Origin of the sequence: Jeotgalibacillus sp. S-D1 (assembly GCF_004358665.1) — a bacterium.
Classification (GTDB): domain Bacteria; phylum Bacillota; class Bacilli; order Bacillales; family Jeotgalibacillaceae; genus Jeotgalibacillus.
Window position 1 is genome coordinate 14,400 of sequence record NZ_SMZR01000006.1, and the last position, 17,328, is coordinate 31,727.

The following is a 17,328-nucleotide window of genomic DNA, read 5'->3' on the forward strand; positions in this document are numbered from 1 at the left end:
ACGACCTCTGGACCTCCTTTATCAAAACAGGAGGAAAAGAATTATGTGTGGAATTGTAGGATATATTGGATTAAATGACTCGAAGGAAATCTTGCTTAAAGGTCTTGAAAAATTAGAATACCGCGGCTACGATTCAGCAGGTATTGCTGTAAAGAACGAAAATGGTGTCGCTGTATTTAAAGAAAAAGGCCGTATCGCAGATCTTCGCTCAGTCGTCGACAACAGCGTGTCAGGATCAGTCGGAATTGGTCACACGCGCTGGGCAACACATGGTGCACCAAGCCACGTGAATGCTCACCCGCATCAAAGTACAACTGAACGTTTCACCCTTGTGCACAACGGAGTAATCGAAAACTACTCTCAGCTTCAGCGTGAACACTTAGCATCAGTTGAACTTAAAAGCGAAACTGACACAGAAATCATTGTTCAACTAATCGAGACATTTGTAAACCAAGGTCTTTCAACAGAAGAAGCTTTCCAGAAAGCATTGAAAGAACTAAAAGGTTCTTACGCAATTGCACTTTTAGATAATCAATTAGAAGGTACAATCTTTGTTGCGAAAAACAAAAGCCCTTTGCTTGTAGGTCTTGGAGAAGATTTTAACGTGGTTGCATCTGATGCAATGGCAATGCTTCAAGTAACCGATCAATATGTTGAGCTGTTAGACAAAGAAATGGTTCTAGTGAAACAAGATGAAGTCATCATCAAAAACCTTGAAGGCGAAATCATGACGCGTGAGCCATATACAGCTGAACTGGATGCAAGCGACATTGAAAAAGGAACATATCCTCACTACATGCTGAAAGAAATCGATGAGCAGCCACTTGTGATGCGTAAAATCATCCAGGCGTACCAAAATGACGCTGGCGAGCTTTCGATTGAAGAAGGCGTCCTGAATGCCGTGAATGCTGCCGACCGCATCTACATCATTGCTTGCGGAACAAGCTACCACGCTGGACTAGTAGGAAAAGAGTTCCTTGAAAAAACAGCTAAAATCCCAACAGAAGTGCATGTAGCGAGTGAATTCGTTTACAACACGCCGCTTCTGACTGAAAAACCGTTATTCATCTTTATCTCTCAAAGTGGTGAAACAGCTGACAGCCGTGCCGTTCTTGTTCACATCAAAGAACTGGGACACGCAGCTTTAACCCTTACAAACGTTGCAGGATCAACCCTTTCACGTGAAGCAAATCACACATTGCTTTTACATGCGGGTCCTGAAATCGCTGTAGCATCAACAAAAGCCTACACAGCTCAAATCGCTGTTTTGTCAATTCTTGCGGAAGTAGCAGGAAAAGCAAAAGGCTTCGAAATGGAATTTGATCTTATTCAAGAGCTTGGAATCGTTGCAACAGCAATGGAAGCTCTGACTGACGACAAAGAAGCATTCGAACAAATTGCACGCGACTTCCTAAGCGTAACACGCAACGCCTTCTTCATCGGCCGTTCAATGGACTACCATGTGGTTCAGGAAGCAGCGCTTAAGCTAAAAGAAATCTCTTACATCCAGGCAGAAGGATTTGCCGGAGGAGAACTGAAGCACGGAACGATCGCTCTAATCGAAGACGGCACACCAGTTGTCGCGCTGGCAACACAGGAAAACGTCAACCTAAGCATCCGCGGAAACGTAAAAGAAGTAGCAGCCCGCGGCGCGCACACTTGCACCATCTCAATGAAAGGCCTGGAAGAAGAAGGCGACAGCTACGTGATCCCTCACGTTCACGAACTGCTAAGCCCACTTGTTTCTGTCGTGCCAACACAGCTAATTGCATATTATGCAGCGCTGCATAGAGATTGTGATGTTGATAAGCCACGTAACTTGGCGAAGAGTGTGACGGTTGAGTAAGTAAGATAATTTGATTAAATTCTTTCTTTAAGAATAGAAAAGCAGTAATTATAAACGAACGGTTTATAATTTTAAAACCTCCAACTCACTTAAGAGTTGGATGTTTTTTTAATTTGAGGAAGCAGCCAGTTGAAAATAATGCAGGAAAGAGAAACTTGATCTTAGTGACTTCTTTTCCCTCGCACTGGCGGGTGCCGCACTCCTACTAAAAAGCACTTAAAAAGATGACACAAAACTCCTTATCTGTTAGGTGTTTTGTGTCATTGATTTATACAACTAATGTACCGGTTGGTTAAACAAACATCCGGTCAGGTCGGGTTATTAGTTTACCTGCTCTTCCCAAATCTCCTCATATGCTTTGTTTAAATGTCGAAGCATCAACTGTTTCGCTTCGTCCGCACGTTTGTCCCGGATGGCATGAAAAATGGCTTCATGCTCAACATAAGTTGTTTGATAGCGGGAAGCATCTGACACGAAACGCTGCCGCCGTGTTGTTTGAATATTCTTCTCCATTTGAACCACTATCCCGTCCACTGCCTGGATCAGCATCCGGTTTTGTGAAGTGCGGACGACTGTTAAATGAAAGCCTACGTCTGCCTTCGCCCCTTGCTCTTCCGTCAGCGCATGCTTCATCAACTCCAAATAGCTGCTGAGTGTGTCAAGGTCGTTCTGTGTCGCTCGCATGGCGGCTAAATAGGCAGCTTCACATTCTAATGCCCTACGTACTTCAAGCATTTCTGCTGTCAGAGCAGGGTCAGTCTTCAGGTGCAGCGTCGCCTGATTGCCTGCTGCATCCTCTATTCGGGAGACACATAAAAAATGCCCTCCGCCTTGCCTCGAGTGGATTACACCCGCTTCCCTCAGGAAGTGTAACGCTTCTCGAACGCCAGTACGACTGATCCCTAGCTGTTTTGCGAGCTCACGTTCCGGCGGAAGCTTGTCTCCAATCGATCGCTGTCCGTTCAAATATTCACGGGAAAGCAGTTCAACAACTTGTTTATATTTCGGTCTCGTTCCCACTGCTATATCACCATCTCCTCCCTGAAAATTGTTCTTGAAATATTCAGATTATTACGTATAATGAGACTAAATTGGTTGGACCAATTAATTTCAGGAGGTACACATCTTATGTCAGTTGCATCATTTGTAGAGAGTTTACATCAGTTTTTACAAAAAGACCAGATATCCGAGAATGAGACTGTACGAGAACAGCATTCCATCGATGAATCCTATCATAAAGGCGAGCTTACACAAGTCGTCGTTTTTCCACGTTCCACAGAAGATACATCCCGTATTTTAGAAGCTGCTTCCAGGCATGCGATTCCAGTTGTGCCGTTTGGACTCGGTACAAGTCTTGAAGGTCATGTAGTGCCTTTAAAAGAGTGTGTCACAATCGATTTTATGGAAATGAACTCTGTTCTTACTATCTCTCCGGATGACCTTATGGTGACGGTAAAGCCGGGGGTAACGCGCAGTCAGTTAAATCGTGAGCTGAAGAAGCACGGTTTGTTCTTCTCTGTTGATCCGGGAGCGGATGCGACACTGGGAGGAATGGCAGCAACGAATGCTAGCGGCACAACTTCCGTTCGATACGGCGTTATGCGGGATCAGGTTCGAGACCTGGAAGTCGTACTTGCAAGCGGTGAGGTAATCCACACCGGGTCGAAAGCGGCTAAATCTTCAGCTGGACTGCACTTGAACGGTCTTTTCGTTGGTTCTGAAGGGATCTTAGGCTGTATCACGGAATTGACACTCAAAGTTTACGGTATTCCGGAATACGAAATGGCCGGACGGGCGACTTTCCCTTCAGTTGAAAACGCGGTACAAGCAGTGGTCAGCCTGCTGCAATCCGGGATTCCAATTGCCAGGGTCGAGCTGCTGGATGAAATTTCGTTGAAACAGCTGAATATCCATCAGAAAATGAGTTACCCGGAGATTCCTACTCTGTTTATGGAGTTCCACGGCAATGAAGCCGGACTTGCAGAAGATGTCGAGTTTATGAAAGAAATCGTCGCAATGTATAACTGCGAAGCCATTGAATTCGTGACCGATCACGCAGAGCGCAGCCGCTTATGGGAAGCGCGCCACAATCTGGCATACTCGTTCATTCATGCCTTTCCGGGTCGCAAGATGATGGTCACCGATGTGTGCGTACCGATTTCTGAACTGGCAGGGGCGGTAAGGTACGCACAGGAGAAGCTTCATGAACTTGATCTTATTGGAGGCGTCACCGGTCACGTGGGGGACGGGAATTTCCACGTCATCCTGATGATTGACCTGATGAATCCGGAAGAAAAGGAGCGGGCGAATATCTTTAATGAAAGTCTTGTCACATATGGACTTGAGCGCAACGGTACATCGACTGGTGAACACGGAGTCGGTTATGGCAAGCAAAAGTATATGCATCAGGAATTTGGAGCAGCGCTTGGCGTCATGCAGCAAATCAAATCCGCTCTTGATCCACAAGGTATTTTAAATCCCGGTAAACTACTGCCCGCTAGAGGAGATGGTGTAAATGAACACGTTATCAAAAGTTAGTACAATTGCCGGAAAATACTTTGCCGTCTGGGTCATTGCGGCTGCTCTGCTCGCCTTTTTTGTGCCGGGCATCTTCTCCGCTTTCGGCGGCTACATAACGATTCTTCTTGGAATCGTCATGTTTGGAATGGGACTTACGTTAAAACCTGTTGATTTCAAAGTAGTTGCCAAGCGTCCAATTCCTGTTGTTCTTGGTGTATTGGCTCAGTTTGTTATCATGCCGCTTGGTGCTTTTACGATTGCATTCGTTCTCAATCTCCCGGCACAACTGGCAGCGGGACTCGTTCTTTTGGGTTCGGTTCCGGGCGGGACAGCTTCTAACGTGATGGTGTATCTTGCAAAAGGCAATCTTGCTCTTTCTGTCGCGATGACAAGCCTATCAACGCTTTTGGCGCCAATCGCGACACCGTTGTTGCTCCTTCTTTTAGTTGGGCAATGGATGCCGGTAGATGCTCTGGCAATGTTTACATCCATCGTACAGGTCATAATTATTCCAATCGTGCTTGGCTTCGTTATCCAACGTCTTGCACCAAAAGCAGTAGAAGCCAGCCTTTCTGTCATTCCGCTGATCTCAGTTGTTGCGATTTTGATCATCGTGGGTGTCGTGACAGGAGCGAATGGACCCAATGTCATCTCGGCTGGCTGGATTGTATTCGCGGCTGTCTTCCTGCACAATGGCTTCGGGCTGCTGCTAGGTTATCTTATAGCCTTGGCGCTTGGTCTGAAAGAAGACGACCGTCGTGCCATTTCATTGGAGGTTGGTATGCAAAACTCGGGGCTCGGCGTCGCCCTTGCGACTGCTCACTTCAGCCCCCTTGCCGCTCTTCCAAGCGTCTGGGGCGCCATCTGGCACAATATTTCAGGTCCCTTGCTTGCCACTATATGGTCGAAGAAAGCAAGGGTTGAGGAAGATGATCAACAGGAGCCATATGAATATGATACTCTGCAAAAAACCAGACCCTGAGAACCCGGACAGCAACGAGTTGTACTTGGGGAAGAGTTTCAATAGGTGATTTGTATATTTTTGAAAAAATGTAATAGTTAGATAGTTCTTTGAAACCCTTTCGGTTACACTTGAAATAGTAAGTGTAACTAAAAGGGTTTTCTTTTTCTGTAGTTTGATGTATTAAAAGTTTAAGGGGAATCAACATGAATTCGTTAGAAAATAAAGTTGCTGTCACCTTAAAATCAGTTGGTTATTTTATCTTTATCCTGACAGTGATTATGTTTTTTGTTTTTGTGTCAGTTATATATATGGATTTAATGTCTGCCTCATTTTTAATATTTATCGGCTTTGTGATTGGATTGCTTTTTATAGGATTTGGTGAAGTGATTCATCTGCTGCAGAGCATTTATGATAAACAGCCTGCATTAGCTGTTTCGGGCGAACAGGATCTTGATTTGCTTAATGGTGCTGATTCATTGGAGCAAATAGATGGAAGTGTAGTGGACGAGGTTAAAACAGAATTAGAAGAATTTTTTGCGGCAAAAGGAAAAAAGGTTACGGGAATTGCACTGCTGAACAAAGAGTATTTTCTATCTTGTTACTGTTGATGGTGAATCGCTTGTGGTGGAACTTGGTGGTTTTCAGCCGGTGGTACATAAAAAAGGGTAACGATAAGAACGTTCCTTTGCTGGGCTTACCTTAGTAAATCTGAAATATTTAAATAAACGGGTAATAAAAATAACACTTCGAAATGTATACTAAGTATATATTTTAAAAGTGTTATTTTTTTATTTTTACAGTAAATACAGTTATTATCTTTTAATTTTATATATACTTAGTATAATATAAAAAAAGGGATTAATGGGAGGTATTGATAAAGTGATTACGATTGAAAACTTATCAAAAGAATTTCTACAAGGTCAACAAAGCACTGAAGTTTTGAAAGGGGTTAATTTGAACATTAAAGAAGGAGAATTCGTAGCGATAATGGGACCAAGCGGTTCTGGAAAGAGTACCTTACTTCAATTATTAGGGGGACTTGATGTACCTACAAATGGAACGATACAAATTGACCAGAAATATTTAAATGGAATGACAGAAAAAGAAAGAACGATTTTCAGGAGAAAAAAACTGGGTTTTGTTTTTCAAAATTATCAATTGCTGTCTACTTTGACTGTGGAAGAAAACATCGCATTCCCTCTCCATGCCGACGGAAAATTAACGAATGAAAAAAATAGAATGATTCAGGAATTAATTGAATCTGTAGGATTAGATGGGCTTAACCGCAAACGTGTCAATCTACTGAGTGGTGGTCAGCAGCAACGTGTGGCAATTGCCAGGGCGCTGGTTAATAATCCGGCTGTCCTATTGGCAGATGAACCAACAGGGAATTTAGACAGAGCAAAGGCTGAAGAAATCCTAAGTTTATTTTTGAAATTTCATCATGAAAATAAGCAAACCATAATAATGGTCACGCATGATATTTTTGCAGCTGGTTTTGCAGATCGTATCGTGCTTTTTAGAGACGGTGTTGTAGATCGTGTTATCTCTAGGAAGGATGGTGACTATGCTAAATATTTGGCAAGTTTCATGGCGTAATATCACACAAAACAAAAAAAGATTTTCGTTTACTTTGCTTGCTATTATACTTGGGATCTCTTTTGTCACCTCCATGCTGGTAGCTGACAAAACAACAAATGATGTTTTTAACTATTACGAACAAATGTATGTAGCCAATGCTGATTATTGGGTGTTAAGTGATGAACATACCTATTCAGAAGAGATCGTTTCGCCTATTCAACAGGATCTCACCGTTACCGATACATTGCTTGCTCTTGATAAGCAAACTTTCTTTGAGCTTGAAGGGGACCGCTCTCTAAATGAAAGATCTGTACGAATTACAGGGGTAAACGACCAAAATAGTCCCTTGTTAGTACTTCCGGTTATCGAAGGCAGCTTAGATAATGAAGGAATCATTTTACCGGAAGCTGCAGCAGATCTTTTAGGAAAAGGGGTTGGAGATACGATCCGGTTTGCTAATATGGGAGAAGCAAAAGTTTCTGCCATTGTGGAGTACACGCAACTCCTTGCAAGTCCTGGTAATTGGGAAAGTGCGGAGTCATCGAGTTTTCGTGTTATCGCTCCACTTGAACTGCTAAGAGAGTGGACAGGAAAAAATGACGAGATTTCCTATATGCGCTTTCAAACAGAGGGGGATGGGGAAGATCTTTTTCAAAACTTTCAACAAAAGTTCCGTGATGCCAGTGTATACATAGAACCTGTTGTAGCAGATGATCTTCAAAGCAATGATATAGGCGGTCTCTATACCTTTTTCTATTTAATTGCCGGATTATCGATCTTTATCAGCGGATTTATCGTTTTTAATATGATTTATACAAGCGTGATTGAAAGGAAAAGAGAGTTTGCCATAATGAAAAGCTTAGGTTATACACAAGGTTCTGTTTCTAAGCTCGTGCTGATTGAAATGACACTCCTGGCAGCGATGGGCACAGCGATAGGCGTACCGCTTGGCATATGGCTTGGGGATTTGTTTATGCAAGGGCTCCTAAGTGTATTTGAGTTTGACATGGTCTACACGTTAAACTGGAAGCTGCCAACACTGATCGCGATTACAATTGGCTTGTTATTCCCTATACTTTTTTCTCTTTTTCCTATTTACAGCGCAGGCAAGACATCTATTTTATTGACATTAAAAAACGGAAGCGTCGTAAATGCTTCATCCAGGCAGTACAAACTTAAAGCCATTGCGGGGTTAGCGCTTCTATGTTTTGTATTTATCGATCACCCTGTTTCTTATGCAGCTGTATTAGCCAGTGTCATCCTGTTATTTCCTATACTGCTGGTGGGTTTAGGGAAATTAATGAAACCTGTTTTAACAGCTCTTTTTAATTATTCCGGTGTGATAGCGGCTAAAAATCTGTCCATGCAACTAAACCGCAATGCCAATACAGGTGCTATTCTAGCTATTGGAATATCGGTCATATTATTACTTAGTACTGTGGTAGAATCAGCGCCTGAAGGGTATGAAAAAGAAATAAAAAATACGTATGGCGGAGATGTAAGGGTTACTTCTGAAGCACCATGGTCTGCTGAAGATGTTAATAAACTTTTTTCCTATCATGCGGTCACGGATGTAAAACCATTAACTGAAGCAACCCCCATTACATGGGAAACAATTCATGAAGAAAGAAGACAATTTTCCGTTCTTTCTGTAAGTGAAAATGGTCCATCATTGTTTACTCATACGCGTGAGAAGGATCTGACGAATAAATTAAAGCAGAAATCTTCTGTGCTGCTTGGAGAACGGGCCTTTAATGAGTGGGGCGGGAATATTGGGGAAAGCATACGAATGAATACTCCAAATGGAGAACAGTATTATGAAGTCATTGGAGTCGTCAATACATCGCATTATTCTGGATATGTCGCATTTATGGACGAGAACCAGCTTCGTGATGAGTTTGGATGGAACAATAGTTTTGATTTGCTGCTAACGCTAAACAGTAAAGCGAATAATTCTATACGTGATCAGCTATGGTCTGATTTCGGTGGTTATTTGTCAAAGGTTCGCACGGTGGAAGATGAAATAAAAACGACTACCTCAGCAATTTCCGGCATGAATTCACTTATTTTCGTAATGTTATTTATGATCATCGTGTTAGCCAGTATTGGTACAGCTAACACGCTTCTGATCAATACTTATGAACGAAGATTCGAGATTGGAACCATGCGGGCACTCGGTTTTACCAAACAGCAGGTTAGAAATATGATACTGGCTGAAGGTATACTCATCGGGGTTTCAGGAGTAGTCGGGGGAATTGCAGCTGCTGTGATATTAGTTTATATCACTAGTAAATCAGAGCTGATGGAAGGCTTTGTCTCTTTCCATTTACCTGTTAGTCACCTTATACTAGCAATAATTGCAGGAGTTTCGCTAAGCATCTGTGCAGCCTGGATTTCCAGCAAAACGGCAAGTAAGCTGGATATCCAATCATCACTCAAAGAAGGTTGATAAATTGTCAGTAAAATATGGAATTTTAACGTTGTTATTCAGGCAAACCCATCATGGTTACGAATTGAAATTAGAATTGGATTCTCTTTTAGGCATTAAAGGAAAAGTAAATCCAGGTCAAATATATACAACTCTTGATCGTTTAATACGAGATGAACTTGTCTCATCTCCAGGATTAGATGATCAGGAAAGAAAAAGGTATGAATTAAATCCAAAAGGTAAAGATGAGTTGGTAGGCTGGTTGTTGGAGCCCATTCCTAACCATGGAACAAAAGACGATTTTTTCTTTAAATGGAACTGTGCACGAACGATACACTTTGAACAGGAAAAGAAAATGCTTGAACAACAAAAAGCGATGATTATTGAAGGTGTATTGGAATTAACAAAGTTAAAAACGGAGCTGCTGCTTCAGAATCAGGAAAAGAGATATTTATTAATTTCGGGCATGCTGTTTCATTTAGAGGCCGACTTGAACTGGATTAATCAGGTTGAGAATCGCCTCCGTTAATATCAAAATAGACAGTAATAAACGCAAAACAGGAACCGACCAAACAGAGAGGGGAAATAATCATGTCACATAAAATTTATGCAATGAGTGTCGCAAGTGTCTATCCTCATTATGTTGCGAAGGCAGAGAAGAAAGGACGTACAAAGGCAGAAGTTGATGAAATTATTCGATGGTTAACGGGGTATGACCAGGAAGAACTGGAAGGGAAACTGGAAAAACAAACTGACTTTGAGACTTTCTTTGCAGATGCTCCCCAGCTGAATCCTTCCCGAACGCTGATCAAAGGTGTGATCTGCGGTGTCAGGGTGGAGGACATAGAAGAACCAACTATGCGGGAAATTCGTTATTTGGATAAGCTGGTTGACGAGTTGGCAAAAGGTAAAAGTATGGAGAAGATTTTGCGATAAGAAAGTAATGAAAAAATGCGAAACCTTTTATTAAAAGGTTTCGCAAGTAACTTTATCATTGTCAATTAAGTTTCTTTAGAATCACAGAGGCATTTGTGTTGATTTGCGTACCTCCAGCTAATGTTTGGAGGGTTACTGCCGCAGCTGAAGTATGGTTTCGAATGGTGAGCGCATCTCCACTTGAAATCGGCAAAATCACTTGACCATTATTCTGCTGTGTACCCGCTCCTGAACCATAGATCGTTCCAGGTACTACTGCATTATTTTGGAACAAGGCAAATTGATTTGGTTCAACACCAGAAACTGAAAAAGTAACTTCATAAATACCGGCGGTTGTAACTGTAATAGTAGTTGTTCCTGGTGTATGTGTAATTCCAGAGGTGATGACTCCATTTGTATCAAACGGAATATCTGCTTCCAAAGCGATTACCCCAGCACCCAAATTATAAATATAAGCATATTCAGCTAGGCCGCCTGCTCCAGTGGGACCAGTTGCTCCGGTTGCTCCAGCAGCGCCTGTAGCCCCTGCAGGTCCGGTAGCACCAGTGGCCCCGGCAACTCCGGCAGCGCCTGTGGCCCCTGCAGGTCCAGTAGCACCTGTGGCCCCGGCAACTCCGGCAGCGCCCGTAGCCCCTGCAGGTCCGGTAGCACCAGTGGCCCCGGCAACTCCGGCAGCGCCTGTGACCCCTGCAGGTCCAGTAGCACCTGTGACCCCGGCAACTCCGGTAGCACCAGTGGCCCCGGCAACTCCGGCAGCGCCTGTGACCCCTGCAGGTCCAGTAGCACCAGTGGCCCCGGCAACTCCGGCAGCGCCCGTAGCCCCTGCAGGTCCAGTAGCACCTGTGACCCCGGCAACTCCGGCAGCGCCCGTAGCTCCGGCAGGTCCAGTAGCACCTGTGGCCCCTGCAACTCCAGTAACGCCAGTAGCACCAGCAGCACCTGTGGCCCCCGCAGGTCCCGTGGCGCCAGTAGCACCAGCAGGTCCAGTAGCACCCGTAGCACCACCAGCAGGTCCAGTAGGGCCGGTAGCTCCGGTGGCACCAGAGGCTCCCGTAGCACCTGTGACTCCGGCAGGACCTGTGGCCCCAGTAGCGCCCGCAGGTCCAGTAACACCCGTAGCACCACCCGCAGGTCCAGTAGCGCCAGTAGCACCAGCGGCCCCCGTGGCCCCCGCAGGTCCAGTAGCGCCCGTAGCACCAGCGGCCCCCGTGGCCCCCGCAGGTCCAGTAGCGCCTGTGGCCCCAGCAGCCCCCGTGGTTCCCGCAGGTCCAGTGGCGCCTGTGGCCCCAGCGGCCCCCGTGGTTCCTGCAGGTCCAGTAGCGCCAGTAGCACCAGCGGCCCCCGTGGTTCCTGCAGGTCCAGTAGCGCCAGTAGCACCAGCGGCCCCCGTGGCCCCCGCAGGTCCAGTAGCGCCAGTAGCGCCAGTAGCACCAGCGGCCCCTGTGGTTCCTGCAGGTCCAGTAGCACCAGCGGCCCCTGTGGTTCCTGCAGGTCCAGTAGCACCAGCGGCCCCCGTGGTTCCTGCAGGTCCAGTAGCGCCAGTAGCACCAGCGGCCCCCGTGGCCCCAGCAGGTCCAGTAGCGCCAGTAGCACCAGCGGCCCCTGTGGTCCCCGCAGGTCCAGTAGCACCAGCGGCCCCCGTGGTTCCTGCAGGTCCAGTAGCGCCTGTGGCTCCAGCAGCACCCGTGGTCCCCGCAGGTCCAGTGGCGCCTGCGGCACCCGTGGTCCCCGCAGGTCCAGTAGCGCCTGTGGCTCCAGCAGCACCAGTGGTCCCCGCAGGTCCAGTGGCGCCTGTGACACCCGTGGTCCCCGCAGGTCCAGTAGCGCCTGTGGCCCCAGCAGCCCCCGTGGTTCCCGCAGGTCCAGTGGCGCCTGTGGCACCCGTGGCCCCCGCAGGTCCAGTAGCGCCTGTGGCTCCAGCAGCACCAGTGGTCCCCGCAGGTCCAGTGGCGCCTGTGACACCCGTGGTCCCCGCAGGTCCAGTAGCACCAGTAGCACCAGCAGCCCCCGTGGTCCCCGCAGGTCCAGTGGCGCCTGTGGCACCAGTGGCCCCCGCAGGTCCAGTAGCACCAGTAGCCCCAGCAGCCCCCGTGGTTCCTGCAGGTCCAGTAGCGCCAGTAGCACCAGCGGCCCCCGTGGCCCCCGCAGGTCCAGTAGCCCCCGCAGGTCCGGTTGGTCCAGTTGGTCCAGCCATTGAAGGAATGTCCATTACATTCTTCAACTTGTTATCGAGCAATAATTCTTTTTTCATTGCTATCTCCAGCATTTCCTTAACACTTTCATTTACTTCTAAAATTTCATCTAGGGAAGCGGCGTTAGTCAGCCCTGGAATAGTACCGAGAGCATATTGCAGTTTTTCTCCTTCTGCGTTAATTATATGAGCTAACCCTAATTCTTCCATAGCGATCGAAGCTAATAGTAGATTTGTAACTTCTTCCCGTGTTAAGGATATATTTGGTGATATATTTGGAATATTTGGATTTGACATCAGTTTTCTCCTTTCCATGAATTTAAAGCGATATTAAAATGGAAAATAAATCAAAGTCGCTCTAAAATAGTTTATTCATGGATAGGTAATGTTGTATAAGTTATCTGCCATGAGGTGAAAAAAATAGTCCTCTAATCATGGAAGATCTGGGTCGTTTCTTATGCATTTTGCACTTTTAATCTGTTCTTCGATCCAATTTGGAATAATCAAGAGAGTGGACCAAACTGTTTATTCTACTTATACAAAGGGTAAATACTGACACGTCTTCATTTATTAAAATCAGTAAGTAGTGTTAAATACTGCAGCGGCTAATAAACGAATGTCAATCTTTAAAAAGAGGTGTCTTTATAATGAAAAACGAAATTACGATAAAGAATAAAATTGGTTTAGGTACTGCTCCACTGGGCAATATGTTCAGGGAAGTTCCGGAAAAAGAAGCGATGGAAACGATACAAACAGCCTGGGATGAAGGGATTCGTTATTTTGATACGGCTCCGTTTTATGGTGCTGGTCTGGCTGAATCAAGACTTGGTGAAATCTTATCATCCTACGATCGTGATGATTATGTGTTAAGTACAAAAGTCGGACGGATTGTGCTTGATGAGGAAGAAGAAAAAGAAGGCCTTTTTGAACATGGACGTAAGAATAAAATTTTGACGGATTATACGGAGGAAGGTACGCTCAGATCGATTGAAGATAGCTTGAAACGGCTTAAAACAGACCGTTTGGATATGGTGTATGTTCATGATATCTCACCTGACTTTTTGGGAGATGAATGGGTTTCTAAGTTTGATGAAGCACGAAAAGGGGCCTTTAAGGTTCTGGATCGGCTTCGAGATGAAGGTGTCATCTCCGCCTGGGGTCTTGGAGTAAACACGACAGTTCCAATCGAAGTGGCTCTTGAGCTGGAGGAAGCCCATCCTGACCTGAGCTTGTCTGCAACACAATACACGCTGCTTCAGCATGAGCGGGCATTGGAACGGATGATGCGGCTGGCTGAGGAGAAAAATGGCGGACTAGTGATCGGATCGGCATTTAACTCAGGTGCTTTATTGGGCGGCGACTTTTTTGATTATCAGGAAATCACGCCTGAAATCAAGGAACGAGTGAGACGCTTTAATGAGGTTGCCAAAAAGCATGATGTTAATTTGAAGGATGCAGCGCTGCAGTTCTCCACTGCACATCCCGCAGTTAAAGCGGTTGTAACCGGCTCTACAAGACCTGATCGCATCAAGGAAGATCTGCAAGCGATGAAGGCGAAAATCCCATCTGGATTTTGGGAAGAGCTTGTAAATGATGGGCTCATTTCTCCTAAAGCTCCGCTGCCGCAAAGTTAAGCTGCAATAGTTCAAGGAAGTCCAAGCACTACAATCGCTAATTATTCAGCTTTCACTTGATAGTATAGAAGGAATATTGTTCGACAATAAAAACCTCTTAGGGATAATAAATCTCTAAGAGGTTTTTCTAATTTCAGTATTTTTTAGTAAAGAATGTAAAAATATATTTGCTATAATTGACTGAATTATTGTATTATTAAGTATATTGCTGTGTGTTGGAAAGAGGTGTACCCCGAAAACGGAAAGCTTTCAAAAACCAGATTTTATCTTTGGTGGGAGAAATTCATTCAGAACAAGGATTGAGTTGTAAGGAATCTTATTTTTAAATTCGAAATCCCCTGAATGTTGAATGACTTGACGTTTAGTAATTTCCATTCTTGTGCAGCAGCAGAACTTAGAACACTAGTAAATATTAAAGGTTTATCTAATTTTTCAGCCGGCAGAATAGAGCTTGAAAAATTTTTTTATTTTTAGCGACTATTTAGCGACTGTTTAACAGTCCAATTGTCAGTCTCGATTTTTATAAATCGGAATGAAAATAATAAGGGGGAAAATTCATGAAATGGAAATCAATTCTGAACTTAATATTTGTCGTTGGGTTGATTTGGGTCATTTCAGGCTGTTCGAGTTCTGGAACATCACCTGAAGGTACAGGCAGTTCAAGTTCAGCATCTGATAAAAATTCTTTAAAAGTTGCCTATCAGGCTCAGCCGGACACGCTTGATCCTACCGTAACAACGGCAGAAGCAACTGCTTTCCCGGCAAGATTGATGTATGAATCTTTAGTGACGTTAAATGAGAATTATGAAGTCACAGCCCAACTTGCAGAATCCTACGAAATTAGTGAGGATGGGAAGACGATCAGCTTCAAATTAAGAGAAGGAATTAAATTCCATAATGGAAAAGAAATGCTGGCAGATGATGTTATTGCTTCTTTGACAAGATGGCAGGAAAACTCTTCACTTACTAAATCTATTTTAGCTGGTTCGCAGTGGAAGAAAATTGATGATTATACGATAGATTTAATTCTTTCAAAACCATCCTCAATTGTTTTGCATATTTTAGCCGATCAAACTCAATTGGCAGCTATCATGCCAAAAGAAATTATTGAAGCAGCTGATCCAACCGGTGCAACTGAATATATTGGAACAGGTCCTTTTAAATTTGATGAGTGGAAACAGGACCAATACATTCACTTTGTGAAAAATGAAGAGTACCAGTCTGACGCAGATCCTGTAAGCGGACTTGCGGGGGAGAAAGAAGCATTGGTGGAAGACATATACTGGTATGTTGTTCCGGATGTATCGACTAGAAGTGCAGGGTTAATGAGCGGGGAATATGACGTAGTAATTGGTCTGCCATATGACTCTGTTGATCAAATCGAAAGTACCGGAAATAAAACAGAGCCTTATACCTATGGGATGGAAATTTTAGTATTTAATAAAAAAGAAGGTTTGTTTACGGATGTAAAAGCCAGGCAGGCTGTTAACTATGCATTAGATAAGGAAGTGGTTCTTCAGGCTGCTTTTACGGATGAAAAATATTTTGAGTTAGAAGCAGGTTTATTTACACCCGAACGAACTGACTGGTATACGGATACAGGAAAAGAACTGTACAATCCGAAAGATTTGGATAAGGCAAAACAATTGTTGAAAGAATCCGGTTATAACGGAGAGGAAATTATTATTCTCACCAGCCGCGACTATATCCATCATTACAATGCAGCAATTGCTACACAGCAGCAGCTTGAGGGAATTGGGATGAAGGTGAAACTTGAGGTGTATGACTGGGCAACGCTGTTAGAGCATAGAGCAGACTCTGGTTCATACGATATCTTTTTCACCGGCTGGGATACAGCGGTCATTCCTCATCAATATGGATTTTTAGATTCGAAATCAGAATGGCCGGGCTGGACCAATAATACAAAGATTGACGAGTTGTTAGAACAAATTGGATCGACACCTTCTCAAGAGGAAGCAAAAGCACTGGCGGCTGAACTTCAACAGGAAGTATGGAGTGATCTTCCAATTATAAATATAGGGAACTACAAAAATATCAATGGCTATTCTGATAAGGTAACAGGATTTAAACATATTATAGGTCCGGTTCTTTGGAATGTAAGTGTGAGTGAATAAAAAAATAGTATCAATCGAATAGGTAAAAACATTCGCTTAACCTTCACTTTCATGGATTGATTCTTCCAAGAGTAAAGGTTAAGCTGAATTTTTTTTACTTAAAAAAATTGATAGTTAGAAGGGGAATGTCACTTGAAAGGATATTTTTTAACGCGAATATTGTCTCTAGTACCAGTACTTCTAATCGTATCAGTGTTTGTTTTTTTTCTTATTCACTTGACGCCGGGGGATCCGGCGTCTGTCATTCTTGGACCGCAGGCTACACCTGAAGAAGTGGAACAATTACGTGAACAGATGGGATTAAATCTCCCTCTCTACCAGCAATTTTTTGAGTGGTTTACCGGAATTTTAAGAGGTGACCTTGGCTGGTCTATTTCTCAAAATAAATCTGTTATTAATGCATTCTTTGAACACTTAGGCCCAACTCTTTCTCTTGCTGTTCTTGCTCAGGGGATTTCCATTGTTTTAGCTATTCCTATGGGAATCATTGCAGCTAAAAAAAGAGGAACAAAGATCGATCAGTCGGTTATGGTTGTCGCGATGTTAGGGCTTGCGATACCGAGTTTTTTACTGGGATTATTGTTAATGCAGCTGTTCGGCATTAAATTACAATGGCTTCCTGTTGCAGGTTATGAACCATTGAGTTCAGGCTTATGGGAGCACCTGAAGCATATGATCATGCCTGCAATGGCCCTGGGAGTTATTCAAACGGCTGTTATTGTCAGAATGACCAGGTCATCGATGCTTGATGTTCTTAGTACAAATTATATTAAGACAGCTTATGCAAAAGGACTTAAGGAACGGATTATCTACTATAAACATGCTCTTCGAAATGCTTCCATCGCAATTATTACGGTACTGGGGGAAACATTTGGTTCATTGATAGCGGGAGCAGTGGTCACGGAAACGGTTTTTAACTTGCCTGGTATTGGTCAATTAGTAATGAATTCGATTTTACGAAGAGATTACGAAGTGATACAAGGGACAATTCTATTGGCTGTAGTATCTTATTTAGCAGTCAATTTAGTCGTCGACATGCTGTACGGTGTTATTGATCCAAGAGTCCGCATGAGCAGGAAGGGATAGGGGGGAG

At 44.2% G+C, this 17,328-nt stretch carries 13 protein-coding genes; 11 read left to right on the forward strand and 2 right to left on the reverse strand.

The window, feature by feature from the left end; genetic code table 11:
- Positions 1–43 precede the first annotated feature (43 nt).
- Entirely contained in the window at positions 44–1,846 is a 1,803-nt protein-coding gene (gene glmS, locus E2R51_RS15765) for a glutamine--fructose-6-phosphate transaminase (isomerizing) (RefSeq protein ID WP_133378053.1), read from the forward strand.
- A gap of 321 nt (positions 1,847–2,167) precedes the next feature.
- Here the strand turns inward: glmS and E2R51_RS15770 are convergent, their stop codons facing one another.
- Positions 2,168–2,866: a FadR/GntR family transcriptional regulator gene (locus E2R51_RS15770; RefSeq protein WP_133378054.1), complete on the reverse strand. Its 699-nt coding sequence runs from the start codon at positions 2,864–2,866 to the stop codon at positions 2,168–2,170.
- A gap of 108 nt (positions 2,867–2,974) precedes the next feature.
- Here E2R51_RS15770 and E2R51_RS15775 point away from each other — a divergent pair, with 108 nt between their 5' ends.
- From E2R51_RS15775 to E2R51_RS15805, 7 genes are all read left to right on the forward strand, one after another.
- A complete protein-coding gene (locus E2R51_RS15775; protein WP_133378055.1) occupies positions 2,975–4,384 on the forward strand; it encodes an FAD-binding oxidoreductase in 1,410 nt (469 codons plus the stop codon).
- Entirely contained in the window at positions 4,362–5,348 is a 987-nt protein-coding gene (locus tag E2R51_RS15780) for a bile acid:sodium symporter family protein (RefSeq protein ID WP_133378056.1), read from the forward strand. Before E2R51_RS15775 ends, E2R51_RS15780 begins: the two co-directional genes overlap by 23 nt.
- A 185-nt stretch (positions 5,349–5,533) precedes the next feature.
- A complete protein-coding gene (locus tag E2R51_RS15785) occupies positions 5,534–5,938 on the forward strand; it encodes a hypothetical protein (RefSeq protein WP_133378057.1) in 405 nt (134 codons plus the stop codon).
- A 271-nt stretch (positions 5,939–6,209) separates the two neighbouring features.
- Positions 6,210–6,929 carry an ABC transporter ATP-binding protein gene (locus E2R51_RS15790; RefSeq protein WP_133378058.1) on the forward strand — a complete coding sequence of 240 codons (720 nt, stop codon included), beginning with the start codon at positions 6,210–6,212 and terminating at the stop codon, positions 6,927–6,929.
- Positions 6,898–9,360, forward strand: a complete 2,463-nt coding sequence (locus E2R51_RS15795; RefSeq protein WP_133378059.1) for an FtsX-like permease family protein — start codon at positions 6,898–6,900, stop codon at positions 9,358–9,360. The genes E2R51_RS15790 and E2R51_RS15795 overlap by 32 nt, the downstream gene beginning before the upstream one ends.
- 4 nt (positions 9,361–9,364) lie before the next feature.
- A complete protein-coding gene (locus E2R51_RS15800) occupies positions 9,365–9,868 on the forward strand; it encodes a PadR family transcriptional regulator (protein WP_133378060.1) in 504 nt (167 codons plus the stop codon).
- Positions 9,869–9,927: 59 nt separating this feature from the next.
- Positions 9,928–10,275, forward strand: a complete 348-nt coding sequence (locus E2R51_RS15805) for a DUF2200 domain-containing protein (protein ID WP_133378061.1) — start codon at positions 9,928–9,930, stop codon at positions 10,273–10,275.
- 61 nt (positions 10,276–10,336) lie between these two features.
- Here the strand turns inward: E2R51_RS15805 and E2R51_RS15810 are convergent, their stop codons facing one another.
- Positions 10,337–12,763: an alpha-helical endospore appendage domain-containing protein gene (locus tag E2R51_RS15810; protein ID WP_133378062.1), complete on the reverse strand. Its 2,427-nt coding sequence runs from the start codon at positions 12,761–12,763 to the stop codon at positions 10,337–10,339.
- Between the two features lie 350 nt (positions 12,764–13,113).
- Between E2R51_RS15810 and E2R51_RS15815 the strand changes: the two genes are divergently transcribed.
- The 3 genes from E2R51_RS15815 to E2R51_RS15825 all read left to right on the forward strand — a co-directional run bounded on the left by E2R51_RS15815 (position 13,114) and on the right by E2R51_RS15825 (position 17,321).
- On the forward strand, positions 13,114–14,100 hold the full coding sequence (locus tag E2R51_RS15815) for an aldo/keto reductase (protein ID WP_133378063.1): 987 nt from the start codon (positions 13,114–13,116) through the stop codon (positions 14,098–14,100).
- A gap of 557 nt (positions 14,101–14,657) precedes the next feature.
- Positions 14,658–16,235, forward strand: a complete 1,578-nt coding sequence (locus tag E2R51_RS15820) for an ABC transporter substrate-binding protein (protein WP_133378064.1) — start codon at positions 14,658–14,660, stop codon at positions 16,233–16,235.
- 132 nt (positions 16,236–16,367) lie between these two features.
- Positions 16,368–17,321, forward strand: coding sequence for an ABC transporter permease (locus E2R51_RS15825; protein ID WP_133378065.1), 954 nt, complete (start codon positions 16,368–16,370; stop codon positions 17,319–17,321).
- Positions 17,322–17,328: the final 7 nt, after the last annotated feature.

Bases quoted from the DNA above. Each gene is read 5' to 3' on its own strand.
- glmS (WP_133378053.1), top strand. From the start codon at position 44: ATGTGTGGAATTGTAGGATATATTGGATTAAATGACTCGAAGGAAATC.
- E2R51_RS15775 (WP_133378055.1), top strand. From the start codon at position 2,975: ATGTCAGTTGCATCATTTGTAGAGAGTTTACATCAGTTTTTACAAAAA.
- E2R51_RS15780 (WP_133378056.1), top strand. From the start codon at position 4,362: ATGAACACGTTATCAAAAGTTAGTACAATTGCCGGAAAATACTTTGCC.
- E2R51_RS15785 (WP_133378057.1), top strand. From the start codon at position 5,534: ATGAATTCGTTAGAAAATAAAGTTGCTGTCACCTTAAAATCAGTTGGT.
- E2R51_RS15795 (WP_133378059.1), top strand. From the start codon at position 6,898: ATGCTAAATATTTGGCAAGTTTCATGGCGTAATATCACACAAAACAAA.
- E2R51_RS15810 (WP_133378062.1), bottom strand. From the start codon at position 12,763: ATGTCAAATCCAAATATTCCAAATATATCACCAAATATATCCTTAACA.
- E2R51_RS15815 (WP_133378063.1), top strand. From the start codon at position 13,114: ATGAAAAACGAAATTACGATAAAGAATAAAATTGGTTTAGGTACTGCT.
- E2R51_RS15820 (WP_133378064.1), top strand. From the start codon at position 14,658: ATGAAATGGAAATCAATTCTGAACTTAATATTTGTCGTTGGGTTGATT.